The following is a 14503-nucleotide window of genomic DNA, read 5'->3' as shown; positions in this document are numbered from 1 at the left end:
CCCGGGACGACCATGGCTCAGGCGGCCCGGACCTCGCGCTCCGCCTGGGCGGGGACGCTCTGCACATGGTGGTGGGCGCAGGTGCGGACCGGCTTGGGACGCCGGCGGCCGGCGAACAGCCGGGGCAGGGCGAGCGTGACGAAGCCCTCTGCCTGCATCGCGGCGAAGCCGATGCGGGGCAGGTCCCGGGTGGTGCGGAAGACCACGAAGCGGGGCTCCCAGCGGGGGCGGAACTTCGCGTTGAACTTGTACAGCGACTCGATCTGGAACCAGCGCGAGAGGAACACGAGCAGGCTGCGCCACATCCGCAGGACCGGGCCGGCGCCGATCTTCTCGCCGCGGGCCAGGGCCGAGCGGAACATCGCGAAGTTCAGGGAGACCTTCTCGATGCCGAGCGCCGGGGCGGCCTCCAGGGAGGCGACGATCAGCAGCTCGTTCATGCCGGGGTCGGCGGCGCGGTCGCGGCGCATCAGCTCCAGCGACATGCCGTCCTTGCCCCAGGGGACGAAGTGCAGGACGGCCTTGAGGTCGCCGAAGGGGGAGGTGTCGCCCTCCTCTACGCGGTGTGCCGTGGCGATGTAGCAGTCGCCGTCGCCCGGGTCGCCGACGCGGCCCAGCGCCATGGAGAAGCCGCGTTCGGTGTCGGTGCCGCGCCAGGCCTCGGCGGCGCCGCGCACCCGTTCCAGCTCGGCTTCGGTCAGCTCGCTGACCCGGCGGACCTTGGTGGTGTAGCCGTTGCGCTCGATGCGCTTCACCATCTGCCGGACGTTGCGCATCGCCCGGCCGGAGAGGGAGAAGTCTTTGACGTCGACGATCGCCTCGTCCCCGAGCTCCAGGGCGTCGAGGCCGGTCTCGCGGGTCCAGACCTCGCCGCCGGTCTCGCTGCAGCCCATGACGGCGGGGGTCCAGGAGTGGGTCTTGGCCTCCTCCATGAACCGTTCGATGGCGCCGGGCCAGGCCTCGACGTCGCCGACCGGGTCGCCGGAGGCGAGCATCACGCCGGAGACGACGCGGTAGGTGACGGCGGCCTTGCCGCTGGGGGAGAAGACGACGGCCTTGTCGCGGCGGAGCGCGAAGTGGCCCAGCGAGTCGCGGCCGCCGTGCTTGGCGAGCAGCTCGCGGAGCTTGACCTCGTCGTCGGCGGTGAGCCGGGCGGCCGGGTGCTCGGGGCGGAAGGCCAGGTAGATGGTGGTGACGGCGGTCAGCATGCCGAGGGCGCCCAGCGAGTAGCCGACGGTCCAGGACACCCGGCCGGCGTAGTCGACGGGGCCCTCGAAGCCGAAGAGCCCGTAGACGACGTGGCTGATCTGTTCATAAACACCCGGATTGCCTACAACGCGGCCGGGGTGCGAGTTGACGATGACCAGTCCGAGGCCGATGGAGCCCGCGCTCATCAGGACGAAGTTGGCGAGCGCCTTCCAGCGGCTGCGCGGGTCGGGCAGCGCCTTGAATTCACCCTGATGGCGCAGCAGGAGTGCCAGGAGCACCGCCGCGATGACCACGCCGAGGACCGAGTGGCGGTACGTGAACTGCGCGACGGCGCCGGCCGGCAGCAGCACCACCGCGGCCCGCCAGGCGCGGCGCTTGCGGCGCTTGAGCCCGTGGGCGAGCAGCAGGAGCAGGACGCCGGCGCTGAGGGCCAGGGCGGCGGCGAAGGGGCCGAAGGAGCCGGGCAGCACCTCGGTGACCGCGTGGATGCGGCTGTGCCGGAAGCGCGGGAAGACTCCCGCGGCGATGTCCAGCAGGCCGACGACCGTGACGGCGGTGCCCACGACTCCGGGGACGGACTCCGGTCGGGGTCCTCGGAGGATTCGGCTGACAGGCTTCGGAACCTGTCCCGACTTATCGCCATCTATCCTGCTAGACATCGCTTCCCGTTGCTCCGCGAGAGATCATGTGGCCGAAGGCCGCTGGGGCCCTTCGCTGGGTGGTGCGTCCACTAGGACGACATCGAGGGGGAGCGGGTTCACTCTTCCGCCGATAAAAAAACTAGTCCTGCCATAGAAAGTCGACTGACTGCTCATGGGTCTCACCAGTAATACGGTTCTGGCGCTGGCCATCCTTGCCGGTGTGCTGCTGTTCGCGGCCACGGTGTGGTTCTGGCCGAAGCTCTCGGGCCGCTCCTGGCGCTCGGTCCTCGGCCGGATCGGCCTCCTCCTGGCGACGCAGGTGGCGCTGTTCGCGGCGATCGGTCTCGCCGCGAACAAGTCCTTCCTCTTCTACGGCTCCTGGGCCGACCTCTTCGGCCAGGAGACGTCGATCGGCAAGGTCGTCGACCACTCGATGAGCAGCGACGACATCAAGGTGGTCGACAAGCAGCACCTCGACGTGCCCGGCGGAGCCAAGCCGCCCGTCGGCGGGCAGATCCTGAAGGTGTCGATAACGGGCCAGAAGTCGAAGATAACGACGACCGGCTTCGTGTGGCTGCCGCCGGAGTACTTCCAGCCGCAGCACAAGGACAAGAACTTCCCGGCCTCCATCGTCCTGACGGGTTACCCGGGCATGGCGGAGAACCTGATCAAGGGGCTGGACTACCCGATGACGGCCTTCCGGCAGGCCAAGACGGGCAAGATGAAGCCGATGATCCTGGTCATGCTCCGTCCGACCCCGGGTTCGCGCGACACCGAGTGCGTGGACATACCCGGTGGCCCGCAGACCGAGACCTTCTACGGCCAGGACCTCCCGCAGGCCATCCAGAGCACCTTCCGGGTCGGCAAGAAGCCCGAGAACATGGGCTTCATCGGCAACTCCACGGGCGGTTACTGCGCCCTGAAGATCGGCGCGCACTACCCGCAGACCTTCGGCGCCGCCGCGGGGCTGTCCGCGTACTACGAGGCCGCGGACGACCCGACGACCGGTGACCTCTTCCACGGGGACGACAAGCTGAAGGCGCGTGCGAACGTGCTGGAGGCCATCAAGGCGAAGCAGCCGACCGGTACGTCGTTCCTGGTCACCAGCAGCGAGAAGGGCGAGCCGAACCTCGCCGGCACGAAGAAGTTCATCAAGCTGGTCAAGGGCCCGGACCGGGTCTCCTCGATCATCCTCGACAGCGGCGGCCACAACTTCAACACCTGGCGCCGCGAGATCCCGCCGATGCTGGTGTGGATGAGCGGCAGGATCCAGGCGTAACCAGCGCCGAGCGGCGGGCTCAGGCCTCCTGCAGCCGGGCCCGGCGCAGCGCCCGGTGCACCCCTTCCGGGGTGAGTACGCCGATCAGCGCGCCGGATTCGGGGTCCGTGACCCCGATCCGGCCCGAGTCCTCCTGGAGCAGCAGCGCGAGCGCCTCGCGCAGACTGGCCCCCAGCGCCACTCCGGCGGTGGGGGCCTTTCCGTCGGCGGAGGCGGGGCCGGCGGGGTCGGCGAGGTCGGCGAGGTCGGCCTCCGCGACGGGGGTGACCGCGAGCCGCTTCAGCCCGCGGTCGGCGCCGACGAAGCCGGCCACGTACTCGGTCGCCGGGGCGCCCAGCACCTGCGCCGGGCGGGCGAACTGCTCGATGGTGCCCGACCCGTAGACCGCGATGCGGTCCCCGAGCCGGACGGCCTCCTCCAGATCGTGCGTGACCAGCAGGATCGTCTTGCGCACGGTCCGCTGGAGCGCCAGGAACTCGTTCTGCAGCCGCTCGCGGACCACCGGGTCCACCGCGCCGAACGGCTCGTCCATCAGCAGCACCGGCGGGTCCGCGGCCAGCGCCCGGGCCACGCCGACGCGCTGGCGCTGCCCGCCGGAGAGCTGCTCCGGGTAGCGGCCGCCGTAGACGGACGGGTCCAGCCCGACCAGGTCGAGGAGTTCCGCGGCCCGTGCGCGGGCCTTGGCCTTCGGGGTGCCGATGAGCTGGGGCACGGTGGCCGTGTTCTCCAGCACCGTCTTGTGGGGGAACAGCCCGACCTGCTGGATGACGTAGCCGATGCGCCGCCGCAGTTCGACCGGGTCGGCGGCGGCGATGTCCTCGCCGTTCAGCAGGATCCGGCCGGAGGTCGGATCGATGAGCCGGTTGACCATCTTCATGGTGGTCGTCTTGCCGCAGCCGGACGGGCCCACCAGGGTGACCAGTTCGCCCTCGGCGACCTCGAAGGACAGGTCCCGGGTGGCCGTGGTCCCGTCGGGGTAGCGCTTGGTCACTTGCTCGAATCGGATCACCCGGCCATCTTTCCCTACCCCCGGGGTCCGTTTGTGAAGGGCGTGTTGCCCCCGTGCGAAGGATTCCGGCCATTGTCCGTGCCGGGGGTTATGGTCGCTCCTACGTACGATCGGTGACGGGGGGTGAGGAGCGATGGCCGGGCAGAGCTGCCTGGTGGCGAACGACTGGATCTGCTGGGAGTACGTCACGTCCCGCTCCCAGGAGCTCACCGACGCCACCCTCGAACACGTGTGGATCACGGGCGTGTCGGTGCTGATCGGCATCGCCGTGTCCGTCCCGCTCGCCCTGCTGGCCCGCCGCGGCCGGCACTGGGCGGCACCCGTCCTGGGCCTCACCACCCTGCTCTACACGGTCCCCTCGCTCGCCATGTTCTCCCTGCTGCTGCCGGTCTTCGGACTCTCGGCGGCGCTCGTGGTGACCGGGCTGGTGCTGTATTCGCTGACCATCCTCGTGCGCAACGTGCTGGCCGGTCTCGAAGCCGTGCCCGAGGACGTACGGGAAGCCGCGCGCGGGATGGGGTACGGCCCGGGCCGGCTGCTGTGGCAGGTCGAGCTGCCGCTGGCGCTGCCCGCCCTGCTGGCCGGCGTACGGATCGCGACCGTCTCCACGGTCGCGCTGACCACCGTGGGCTCCATCGTGGGCAAGGGCGGCCTCGGCAACCTCATCGCACCCGCCGTGAACAGCTCCTTCAAGGCCCAGGTGCTCACCGCCTCGGTGCTGTGCGTGCTCCTCGCGCTCGTCGCCGACCTGGCCCTGCTCGGCCTCCAGCGGCTGCTGACGCCGTGGACCCGCGCGACCCGGGCCCCCCGTAGGACGCGCGCCGTTCGCGCCGCCGACGTCAGCGCGGGAGCCGTCTGATGGGAGTGCTGGGACAGGCCTGGGACTGGCTGGCCGACGGGGCCAACTGGTCCGGGGAGAGCGGGGTCTGGCACCGGCTCGGCGAGCACGTGTACGTCAGCGGCGTCGCCCTGGCCCTGGCCTGCGCCCTCGCCCTCCCGGCCGGACTGTGGCTGGGCCACCTCGGCAAGGGCGGCGGCCTCGCCGTCAACGTCTCCAACATCGGGCGGGCCGTCCCGGTCTTCGCGGTGCTGGCGCTGTTCATGGTCTCCCCGCTGCGCAATGCCGGGTACGTGCCCACCATCGCCGCGCTGGTGCTCTTCGCCGTCCCGCCGCTGCTCACCAACGCCTACGTCGGCATGCGCGAGGTCGACCGCTCGGTGGTCGAGGCCGCCCGGGGCATGGGCATGTCCGGCCGCCAGCTGTTCTGGCGGGTGGAACTGCCGCTCGCGCGCGGACTGGTGATGACGGGACTGCGCTCGGGAGCCGTCCAGGTCATCGCCACGGCCACCATCGCCGCCATGGTCGGCCAGGGCGGCCTCGGCCGGATCATCACCGCCGGCTTCAACACGTACAACACCCCACAGGTCGTCGCGGGCGCCCTGCTGGTCGCCGCGCTGGCCCTGCTCGTGGAGGGCGCGCTGGTGGCGGCCGACCGGCTGCTGCCGGGCGCGGCCACCCGCTGAGCGGGCCCCGACACGTCGGCCCACCCCTTGTTGGCCCACCCCTCGAAGGAGATTGAGATGAGCAAGTCCACGCGCGCCCTCGGCGCGGCCCTGGGCGCCGTCGCCCTGACCGCATCGCTCGCCGCGTGCGGCGGCGACAGCCTGGAGAAGGCCAAGGACGGGGGCTCCTCCGCCGCCGCCTCCGGGTCGTCCGAGGGCGGCAAGGGCGGCAAGCTGGTGATCGGAGCCGCCGGCTTCACCGAGTCCAACGTGCTGGCCGAGCTGTACGCGCAGGTCCTGGCGGACGCGGGCTACGACACCTCGATCACCACGGTCAACAACCGCGAGCTGTACGAACCCTCGCTGGAGAAGGGCGAGATCGACGTCGTCCCGGAGTACGCGGCGACCCTCGCGGAGTTCCTCAACGCCAAGGTGAACGGTTCCAAGGCGCCGACCGAGAAGCCGGTCGCGTCGAGCGACGTGACGGCCACGGTGGCGGCCCTGGAGAAGCTGGCGGGCCCGCTGGGTCTGAAGGCGCTGCCCGCGGGCTCGGCGGTCGACCAGAACGCCTTCGCGGTGAGCAAGGAATTCGCCACGAAGAACAATCTCAAGACCCTTTCCGATCTGGGCACGTCCGGTCTGAAGGTGAAGATCGCGGCCGGTGACGAATGCGCGGTGCGGCCCTTCTGCGCACCCGGATTGAAGACCACATACGGAATCGACGTTTCCGGTATCGACCCCAAGGGCGTCGGAACCCCGCAGGCCAAGCAGGCGGTCAAGGACGGCGCGGACCAGCTCGTCCTCACCACCACCACGGACGCCACCCTCGACAGCTTCGGCCTGGTCCTGCTGGAGGACGACAAGAAGCTCCAGAACGCCGACAACGTGCTCCCGGTGGTCAACGCCAAGGACGCCGGCGCCCCCGAGATCGCGGCCGCCCTCGACAAGATCACAAAGGCGCTCACCACGGCCGATCTGGTCGAGCTGAACCGCAAGGTCGACGCCGAGCGCGCCAAGCCGGCGGATGTCGCGAAGGCCTATCTGGAGTCCAAGGGCCTTCTGAAGAAGTAGGAGTTGCGCCTTTCGTGCGGGACGTGCGGTAACTGCTCGGAAACAGATTCCCGGGCGGCTACCCCACACCCTGTCCACGCCCTGTAAATTTCAGGCCATGCCCCGTGGACGCCACCGCAATCCCGAACCTCTTCACCGGCTGCTCACGCCGACGGCCGTCGCCGGTGTGTCCGTTGCCGGCGCCGGCGCCGCCTGGCTGCTCGCGGAACCGATGGCGCTGCGCCTGCTCGTGGCGCTCACCGCGGCCGCAGGGCTGGCCGGCGCCGTCGTCATGCGCTCGTGGGACCTGGCGGCCGGCCGCCGGGTCACCGAGCTCGGGCGCGAGCGGGTCAAGGACGAATGGCGCACCGACGAGCGGATAGCCGAGCTCGAATCCGACCTCGAAGAGGCCCGGGTGCTGCGCGGCAAGCTCGACGCCAAACTGCGCGCCAAGCGGGTCGAACTCGCGGGCCTGCGCGGGGAGCACGCCGCGCTGCTGCGCCGGTACGCCACCGCCGAGACCGAGCGGGCGAGCGCCCTGGAGGGCCGCCGGCTGCTGGCCATCGAGGCCGCGGCCCCGGCCGCCTCCGCCGCCCCGGTTCCGAAGGAACTTCCCGCGGTGTCCGAGGAGCGCACCAGCGCCGGTGCGGCCACCTCGGTGGGCTTCGCCCGCGCCCACGCCGCGCTGGCGGCGCTGGCCGACAAGGTGGCCGAGCAGGCGAAGGCCGCCGCGTCCGCCCCGCAGACCCCGGCCGGCCCGCCGGCTCTCTCCGCGGCCCCCGCCGCTCCCGCCCTGCCCGCGGCCCCGACGGCGTCCACGGCTCCGACGGCGTCCACGGCTCCGGCGCAGCCCGCCGCCCCGGCGAAGCCCGCCGATCTGGAGGCGCACGCCCGCCCCGCGCTCACCGGCCCGGTGCCCGCGGGCCCGGCGGCGGCCGTCCCCGCGCGCCGGCTCGCGGCAGCGGTGGCCCCGTACGCCGCCCAGCGCCGGCCCGCCTCGCGCGTCGAGGGCGGCTTCGACTTCTTCGGTACGAAGACCGCGGCGCAGGCCCGCGCGGTCATCGAGTCCGTGCAGAACGAGGACCTCGCCGATGTCGTCGGCGAGGAGGCCCTCGCCCTCCACAAGGCGGAGTCCGCCCGGGGCGGGGCTGCGCAGCCGGCGGCCCTCGTCCCCGCCGCCAAGCCGGCCACCGCCGAGACCCGCGCCGCGGGCCAGGTCATCGACCTGACCGCCCACGACGAGACCGAACCGATCGACGTCGTCCAGCTGCGCACCGCGATCTCCTAGCGCGGCCCGGTCTCCCGGCTCAACGAGTCGAACCAGCGGACGGCCTGCGGGGCCGAGCGGATCGCCGACACGGTGTGATCGGCGTCCGGCCCCTGGTCGACGACCTTCGCCCGGACCCCGTGGCGGGCCAGATCGGCCGCGCAGGCACGGGTGTTGTCGAAGGGGACGTCGGTATCGGCCGAGCCCCCGTAGAGGCGGACCGGCGCGGCGGGCTTCCAGTCGCAGGCGTCGTCGTTGACCTTCAGGGCCGTGCGCAGCGCCCCGCGCGGGGCGCGGATGTTCTCGTACCACTCCGGGGTGAGCAGCTCCTCCGGTGATGCGGGGAGCCCTGCCGCGATGTCCTCCACCCGGTGGTTCCCGTCGAACAGGCTTTCCACAGCCTGTGCATAAGGCGCGCGGAACACCTCGGCGGGGTCCGCGTAGAGCGGGTGCAGCCGGTTCTGGGCGGTGAGGAAGTAGGTGAGGTAGAAGACGGCGGTGCGCGGTGCGACCCGGCCGTCGGTGATGCCGGGCAGCTCGGAGCCGTCCAGGTCGTACGGCCCCGCGATCGGGGCCAGCGCGCGCAGCCGGAAGCCGGAGCCGGGGCGGGACAGTTCGCGGCCCAGGGCCATCGCCACCTGGGCGCCCTGGGAGAAGCCGGTGGCGTACACGTCCCGGGTGACCGTGCGCCCGAGCCGTTCGGCCGCGGTCCGGGCGGCCCCCAGCATGTCCACGGAGGCGGTGACCGAGGACCGGGTGTCCATGTACGGATGGGCGCCGGGCCCGCCGCCCAGGCCCAGGTAGTCCGGGGCGGCGACGGCGCGGCCGGCGGAGGCGTGCAGATAAGGGGTGAGCCGGTTGTCGCCCGGGTCCCCGGACGGGGCGTCGTCGCGGGTGGCGACCGTGCCGTGGGTGTCGGAGACCAGGTCGAGCCGGTGCGGTCCCCCTCGGGGAAGCACGAGCAGGCCGGTCGCGGTGGTCGGGCGGCCCCGGGGGTCGACGGTGGCGTAGGTGAGCCGGTAGGCGGCGACGCCGTACCGGACGGTGGACGCGTCGAAGCCGAGCGGGGCGAGGCGGGCGGTGACGTCCGCGGGGGCGAGGCGCTCCAGCGGGGTGAGGGAGATGAGGTGCCCGCGGCCGCCCTGTGCGGCCGTGGCGGACGCGGGACTCCCCGCCGGGGCGGCGAGCGCCACGGGCGCGGCGACCCCGCCGAGGACGGCCGCGAGGACCGCGGCGGCGGCGCCGCGCCGGAGCCGGAGGCGGTTGCTCTGCTTCTGCTGGATCGTCATACCCCGAAGCTACGGATCCGGGCACGCACCCAACATCCGGCTGTCCCGCCTTGGTTGGTGGTGCTACCCCCCGGCCTGGCCCCGTCCCGGGCCGCGCGGGCGAAGTCCCTTTCCCCCGGATCTTCGGGGTGGTCGAATGGAGGGCGCAGGCCGGGCAGCCGACGATCCGGGGGGATACGCCATGGAGGAAGCCGAGCACGCGGGCATCGAGCCCGCCGGGGCCGCGGACGCGGCGGTCGTACGGGGGCGGCGCATCCGCCGTTCCGTGATCGTGGGGGCCTGCGCCACGGGAGGGCTGTTCGCCGCGAAGATCTCGGTCGCGGCGTTCGCCGCCGCGTTCTCCTGGGAGGTCACCGTGCTGCTCGCCGTCGTGTTCGGGGCGGGCGGGGCGTGGGCCGGTACCCGGCTGGGGCGGGTGGACGGGGTCCGGGAAGTGGCGCTGGAGCCGCGGGAGATCGTGCTGAGCGCCTTCGCCGTCCGTCCGCTCCTGTGGGAGGGCCGCCCCACGGGGTACTTCGACACCGAACGCTTCGAGCTGCGGGTGACCACCCGGGGGCTCCAGTTCTGGGACCGGGCCGAGCAGCTCTGGAACCACCCGTGGGGCTCCCTGCGCCTGACGGCCGGCCAGGACGTGGTCCTCGTCCACCACGGGGAGCGGCTGATCGAGGAGTTGCTGGTGGACACCCTGGACGGGTCGCCGGACGGGCTGATCCTCGCCGCGGAGCGGATGCGTGCCCGGGCGCGCCACCGGTGACGGGGCCCGCCGGCGGCTAGAACAGCGGGAGTTGGCCCGGGAGCGGGGACAGGGTGAAGCCGTCCAGGGTGGGGGCGGAGGCGCCGAGGGTCACGCGGGCGCGGGAGCCGGGGCAGGAGACGAGGTCCCCGCGGCCCCGCCCGGCGGGCGGGTCGTGGCGGGCGATCCGCCCGGCGGTGACGGCGCAGTCGCGGCCGCAGGAGGGGCAGGCCCGGCGGGGTGAGAGGGACATCCCCCAAGTCTGCCCTGCCGCTGCGACATCGGCCCGCCCGGCCGCCCGGGGTCAGCCCTCGCGGGTGGCCGCCCAGCTCGCGTGGGCCCGGTCCACCCGGGTCCACAGGGCCGTGCGGTCCGTCGGGGTGAGGTCGTCGAGCGCGCGGCCGAAGACGCCCTCCAGCGCGGCGTAGAACTCCTCCGGGCCGTCGAGCACCCGTTCCGTGTTCCCCCGTACCGGGTCGATCCGGCTCAGCACCCGTCCCCGCAGGGCGTCGATGCCGTCCGCGTCGCGCCGCAGGGCCGCGAAGGTCCGTACGAAACCGGAGTCCGCGGAGGTCGACAGCCGGACGTGCTCGGCCTCGAAGCCGGCCGCCGCATCCGGCCCGGCGGGCTCCGCGCGGAAGTTCACGAGCGGGGCGGAGCTGCCCGGGTGGCGGTAGAGCCAGCCCGATCCGGGCAGCCGCTCCAGGGAGTAGGCGAAGGCCCCCTGGCGGTACGGGCCTTCGCGCAGCGGCAGCGGCTCGTGCGGGCCGTCTCCGAGTCCGGCGTCCACGTAGTAGGTGCCGGCCCCGTCGGCCGCCGCCCCCGGCACGCGGACGGTGAGCGCCAGGTGGTCCCCGCTCACGCCCCGCAGGGCGTCTTCGGACTGGGATTCCTTGTACACGCCGCCCACGTGGCGGGTGACCTCGTAGCCGAGGTGGCCGAGGAGCGCGGCGAAGGCCCCGTTGAGGTGGAAGCAGTAGCCGCCGCGTCCGGCGGCGAAGCGGCGTGCCGACAGCTCGGGGTCGATGCCGGGGGCCCGGCCGAGCTGGATGTCGACGTTCTCGTACGGCACGCGCTCCAGGTGCGCCCGCTGGAGGGCGAACAGCCCCGCCACGGACGGCGCGCCGGGCTCCTCGATGCCGAGCCGCCGCAGGTAGGCGGCGTATATGCCGGGGTGCGCGTGCGGGTCTGCCGCTGTGCCGGAGGTCATGCGGGCAGCCTAAGACGTGGCGGGGACAGCGGCGCGGGCCCGGTTACTTGTCGATGTCGCCGACGACGAAGAACAGTGAGCCGAGGATCGAGACCATGTCCGCGACCAGCTGCCCGGGAAGCAGCACCGCCAGCGCCTGGATGTTGTTGTACGAAGCCGAGCGCAGCTTGAGCCGGTACGGGGTCTTCTCGCCCTTGGAGACCAGGTAGTAGCCGTTGATGCCGAGGGGGTTCTCGGTCCACGCGTACGTCTCGCCCTCGGGGGCCTTCAGGACCTTCGGCAGCCGCTGGTTGATCGGTCCGGGCGCCAGCTGTTCCATCCGGTCCAGGCAGGCGACCGCGATGTCCAGCGCGTTGTGGGTCTGCTCCAGCAGGACCTCGAAGCGGGCCAGGCAGTCGCCCTCGGTGCGGGTGACGACCTTCAGGACGTCCTGGAGCTCGCCGTAGGCGAGGTACGGCTCGTCGCGGCGCAGGTCGAAGTCGACGCCGGAGGCGCGGGCGATCGGGCCGGAGACCCCGTACGCGTGCACGGCCTCGGCGGACAGGACGCCGACGCCGCGGGTGCGGGCGCGGAAGATCTCGTTGCCGCGGACCAGGTCGTCGTAGACGTGCATGCGCGTGTTCACGTCGGCGATGGCGGCGCGGGCCCGGCCCAGCCAGCCGGCGGGCAGGTCCTCCTTGAGGCCGCCGACGCGGTTGAACATGTAGTGCATGCGGCCGCCGGAGATCTCCTCCATGACGGCCTGGAGCTCCTCGCGCTCGCGAAACGCGTGGAAGATCGGGGTGATCCCGCCCAGCTCCAGGGGGTACGAGCCGAGGAACATCAGGTGGTTCAGGACCCGGTTCAGCTCGGCGAGCAGGGTCCGCATCCACACGGCCCGCTCGGGCACCTCCATGCCGAGCATCCGCTCGACGGCCATGACCACGCCCAGCTCGTTGGAGAACGCGGACAGCCAGTCGTGGCGGTTCGCGAGCATCACGATCTGGCGGTAGTCGCGGGCCTCGAAGAGCTTCTCGGCGCCGCGGTGCATGTAGCCGACCACCGGCTCGGCACTGACGATGCGCTCGCCGTCCAGGACGAGGCGCAGGCGCAGCACGCCGTGCGTGGAAGGGTGCTGGGGGCCGATGTTGAGCACCATGTCGGTGCTCTCCGCCGCGCCGCCGATGCCGACCGTGGTCTCCGTCATGGCGGCATTGTCTCAGCCTGCGGGGGCGGCTCGTAGCTCGGTCCGGATCGCGGATCGGGGAGCGGTGGCCGACGGGCTCCGCACGCCCGGTCCGGGAGGCGGGACACACCCTAGGGTGGGGGGATGGACACGGGGACAGAGGGAGAGGCGGGTCCGCCCGAGTGGGTGGGGCTGCCGGGCGGGCTGCTGACGCTGCGCAGGCTGCTGCTGACGCTGTGGATGTCCCTCTTCACGGTGGTGACGGCCGTCGTACTGGGGCTGACCGCCGGGCCGGGGTGGGCGGCGCTCGGCGGGCTGTGGCTCGCGGTCCTGGCCTGGGGCTGGGTGATGCTCGGACGGAACTGGCGGTCCTGGCGGTACGCGGAGCGCGCGGACGACCTGCTGATCAGCCGGGGCGTGATGTGGCGGGAGCAGACCGTGGTCCCGTACGGGCGGATGCAGCTGGTGGAGGTCACCTCGGGCCCGCTGGAGCGCCGCTTCGGCCTGGCCTCCGTACAGCTCCACACGGCCGCCGCGGCCACCGACGCGAAGATCCCCGGCCTCGCGCCCGAGGAGGCGGAACGGCTGCGCGACCGCCTCACGGAGCTCGGCGAGGCAAGGTCGGCGGGGCTGTGACGCCGCCGGCGGAGGCGGGGGAGGCGTCCGGGCAGGAGCGGCGGCTGCATTTCCTCACGCCGCTGCGCCGGGCCTGGGTGCCGATCGCCGCGACCATCGGCATCGCCGCCCAGCAGGGCCAGAACCTCGCCGAGTGGGTGACGGACGTCTCCACCGCCCTGCGGGTCCTCGCGCTGTTCGCGCTGGTCCTCGTCTTCGGTGCGTACGGCTTCCTCAGCTGGTGGTTCACGCACTACGCCGTCACCGCCACCGAACTGCGCATCCGCAGCGGGCTCCTCTTCCGCCGCACCGCGCACATCCGCCTCGACCGGATCCAGGCCGTCGACGTCACCCGCCCCCTGCTGGCCCGCCTCGCGGGCGTCGCCAAGCTGCGGCTCGACGTCATCGGCACCGAGGCCAAGGACGAGCTGGCCTTCCTCGCGGAGAAGGACGCCGTCTCGCTCCGCGCCGAGCTGCTGGCCCGCGCGGCCGGTTTCACCCCGGCCGAGGCCCCGCTCCTGGGCGAGGCCCCCGAGCGGGAGCTGCTGCGCGTGGGGCCGCGCGATCTGGCGGTATCGCTGCTGCTCACCCTGACCACCTGGGCCATCCTCGTCGGCGGGATCGTCGGCCCCTCGCTCGTGTGGTGGCTCAGTTCCAGCCCGTGGGTGGCCATCGCCACCCTGCTCCCGGTGCTGGGCGCGATGTGGGCGGGGAGCGCCGGCCGCTTCCTCACCGAGTACGACTGGCGGGTCGCCGAGTCCCCCGACGGGCTCCGGCTCGACCACGGCATGCTCGACCGCGCCCACGAGACGGTGCCGCCGGGGCGCGTGCAGACCGTACGGATCGTCGAGCCGCTGCTGTGGCGCCGGCGCGGCTGGGTCCGGGTGGAGCTGGCGGTGGCCGGCTCGAAGAACGACGTCCTGGTCCCGGTGGCCACCCGGGCCGCCGCCCACGCCGTCGTCGCGCGGGTGCTGCCCGGCGTCGACCTGGGGGGCCTCGTCTTCGAGCCCTCGCCCCGCAGCGGATCGCGCTGGGTGGTGCCGGTGTGGTGGAAGGGGTACGGCCTGGCCGTCTCCGCGGACGTGTTCGCGGCCCGCCACGGCCGCCTGTGCCGGCGAACGGAGATCGTCCCGCACGCCAAGGTGCAGAGCGTGCGGCTGTCCCAGGGCCCCTGGGAGCGTGCCCGCGGGGTGGCCGACGTCCACGTGGACACCGGGGCGAACGGCACGGTCACGGCCCGCCTGCGCGGCGCGGCGGAGGCCGCCGAACTGCTCCACGCCCAGGCGGCCCGCTCCCGCACCTCCCGGGCGGCGGCCCGCCCGGACCGCTGGATGACCTGACGCCGGGCGTGCGTGCGTGTGGTCGGCAGGACCCGTGGACATCCTCCGCACCGCACGCATCGCAGCCCCCGCCCTGGCCGCCCTCACCCTGACGCTGGCCTTCGCCGGCCCCGCGTCGGCGGACCCCGCGTTCGTGATGCGCAACGGCGGATTCGACCGGATCGACTGCGGCGAGAACACCGGCGACTTCGGC

Annotated in this window: 14 protein-coding genes; 8 read left to right on the top strand and 6 right to left on the bottom strand. The window is 72.9% G+C overall.

Going from position 1 to position 14503, the window contains the following annotated elements:
- Positions 1–17: 17 nt before the first annotated feature.
- On the bottom strand, positions 18–1868 hold the full coding sequence (locus AC3IX6_RS15970; RefSeq protein WP_489370742.1) for a phosphatidylglycerol lysyltransferase domain-containing protein: 1851 nt from the start codon (positions 1866–1868) through the stop codon (positions 18–20).
- 154 nt (positions 1869–2022) lie between these two features.
- Between AC3IX6_RS15970 and AC3IX6_RS15965 the strand changes: the two genes are divergently transcribed.
- Positions 2023–3129, top strand: a complete 1107-nt coding sequence (locus AC3IX6_RS15965) for an alpha/beta hydrolase (protein WP_489370741.1) — start codon at positions 2023–2025, stop codon at positions 3127–3129.
- 19 nt (positions 3130–3148) lie between these two features.
- On the opposite strand, the gene AC3IX6_RS15960 is transcribed toward AC3IX6_RS15965, so the two are convergent.
- The gene (locus AC3IX6_RS15960) at positions 3149–4138 is read right to left on the bottom strand and encodes an ABC transporter ATP-binding protein (RefSeq protein ID WP_489370740.1); all 990 of its coding nucleotides are present in this window, start codon (positions 4136–4138) and stop codon (positions 3149–3151) included.
- Between the two features lie 133 nt (positions 4139–4271).
- On the opposite strand from AC3IX6_RS15960, the gene AC3IX6_RS15955 reads away from it, so the two are divergent.
- The 4 genes from AC3IX6_RS15955 to AC3IX6_RS15940 all read left to right on the top strand — a co-directional run bounded on the left by AC3IX6_RS15955 (position 4272) and on the right by AC3IX6_RS15940 (position 7979).
- The gene (locus tag AC3IX6_RS15955) at positions 4272–4997 is read left to right on the top strand and encodes an ABC transporter permease (RefSeq protein WP_489370739.1); all 726 of its coding nucleotides are present in this window, start codon (positions 4272–4274) and stop codon (positions 4995–4997) included.
- Positions 4997–5662, top strand: a complete 666-nt coding sequence (locus AC3IX6_RS15950) for an ABC transporter permease (protein ID WP_489370738.1) — start codon at positions 4997–4999, stop codon at positions 5660–5662. The genes AC3IX6_RS15955 and AC3IX6_RS15950 overlap by 1 nt, the downstream gene beginning before the upstream one ends.
- Before the next feature lie 57 nt (positions 5663–5719).
- A complete protein-coding gene (locus AC3IX6_RS15945; protein ID WP_489370737.1) occupies positions 5720–6712 on the top strand; it encodes an ABC transporter substrate-binding protein in 993 nt (330 codons plus the stop codon).
- Between the two features lie 97 nt (positions 6713–6809).
- Positions 6810–7979, top strand: coding sequence for a hypothetical protein (locus AC3IX6_RS15940; protein WP_489370735.1), 1170 nt, complete (start codon positions 6810–6812; stop codon positions 7977–7979).
- Here the strand turns inward: AC3IX6_RS15940 and AC3IX6_RS15935 are convergent.
- Complete coding sequence (locus AC3IX6_RS15935; protein WP_489370734.1) at positions 7976–9247, bottom strand: alpha/beta hydrolase; 1272 nt, start codon at positions 9245–9247, stop codon at positions 7976–7978. The two genes, AC3IX6_RS15940 and AC3IX6_RS15935, sit on opposite strands and share 4 nt — an antisense overlap.
- A 181-nt stretch (positions 9248–9428) precedes the next feature.
- Between AC3IX6_RS15935 and AC3IX6_RS15930 the strand changes: the two genes are divergently transcribed.
- On the top strand, positions 9429–10001 hold the full coding sequence (locus AC3IX6_RS15930) for a hypothetical protein (RefSeq protein ID WP_489370733.1): 573 nt from the start codon (positions 9429–9431) through the stop codon (positions 9999–10001).
- A 16-nt stretch (positions 10002–10017) separates the two neighbouring features.
- Here the strand turns inward: AC3IX6_RS15930 and AC3IX6_RS15925 are convergent, their stop codons facing one another.
- From AC3IX6_RS15925 to AC3IX6_RS15915, 3 genes are read right to left on the bottom strand one after another with little or no spacing between them, the layout of a single operon-like run.
- Positions 10018–10233 carry a hypothetical protein gene (locus AC3IX6_RS15925; RefSeq protein ID WP_266956188.1) on the bottom strand — a complete coding sequence of 72 codons (216 nt, stop codon included), beginning with the start codon at positions 10231–10233 and terminating at the stop codon, positions 10018–10020.
- A gap of 51 nt (positions 10234–10284) precedes the next feature.
- Positions 10285–11190 (bottom strand): arylamine N-acetyltransferase family protein, encoded by a 906-nt coding sequence (locus tag AC3IX6_RS15920; RefSeq protein ID WP_489370732.1) that lies wholly within the window; start codon positions 11188–11190, stop codon positions 10285–10287.
- A 43-nt stretch (positions 11191–11233) separates the two neighbouring features.
- The gene (locus AC3IX6_RS15915; protein ID WP_489370731.1) at positions 11234–12376 is read right to left on the bottom strand and encodes an NADH-quinone oxidoreductase subunit D; all 1143 of its coding nucleotides are present in this window, start codon (positions 12374–12376) and stop codon (positions 11234–11236) included.
- Between the two features lie 123 nt (positions 12377–12499).
- On the opposite strand from AC3IX6_RS15915, the gene AC3IX6_RS15910 reads away from it, so the two are divergent.
- Together AC3IX6_RS15910 and AC3IX6_RS15905 are read left to right on the top strand one after the other, a co-directional pair.
- Positions 12500–12991 (top strand): PH domain-containing protein, encoded by a 492-nt coding sequence (locus AC3IX6_RS15910; RefSeq protein ID WP_489370729.1) that lies wholly within the window; start codon positions 12500–12502, stop codon positions 12989–12991.
- The gene (locus AC3IX6_RS15905; RefSeq protein ID WP_489370728.1) at positions 12988–14310 is read left to right on the top strand and encodes a PH domain-containing protein; all 1323 of its coding nucleotides are present in this window, start codon (positions 12988–12990) and stop codon (positions 14308–14310) included. The genes AC3IX6_RS15910 and AC3IX6_RS15905 overlap by 4 nt, the downstream gene beginning before the upstream one ends.
- Positions 14311–14503: the final 193 nt, after the last annotated feature.

This window comes from Streptomyces sp. GL_141 (assembly GCF_057834385.1).
This window is presented reverse-complemented; position numbering and strand designations above follow the sequence as displayed.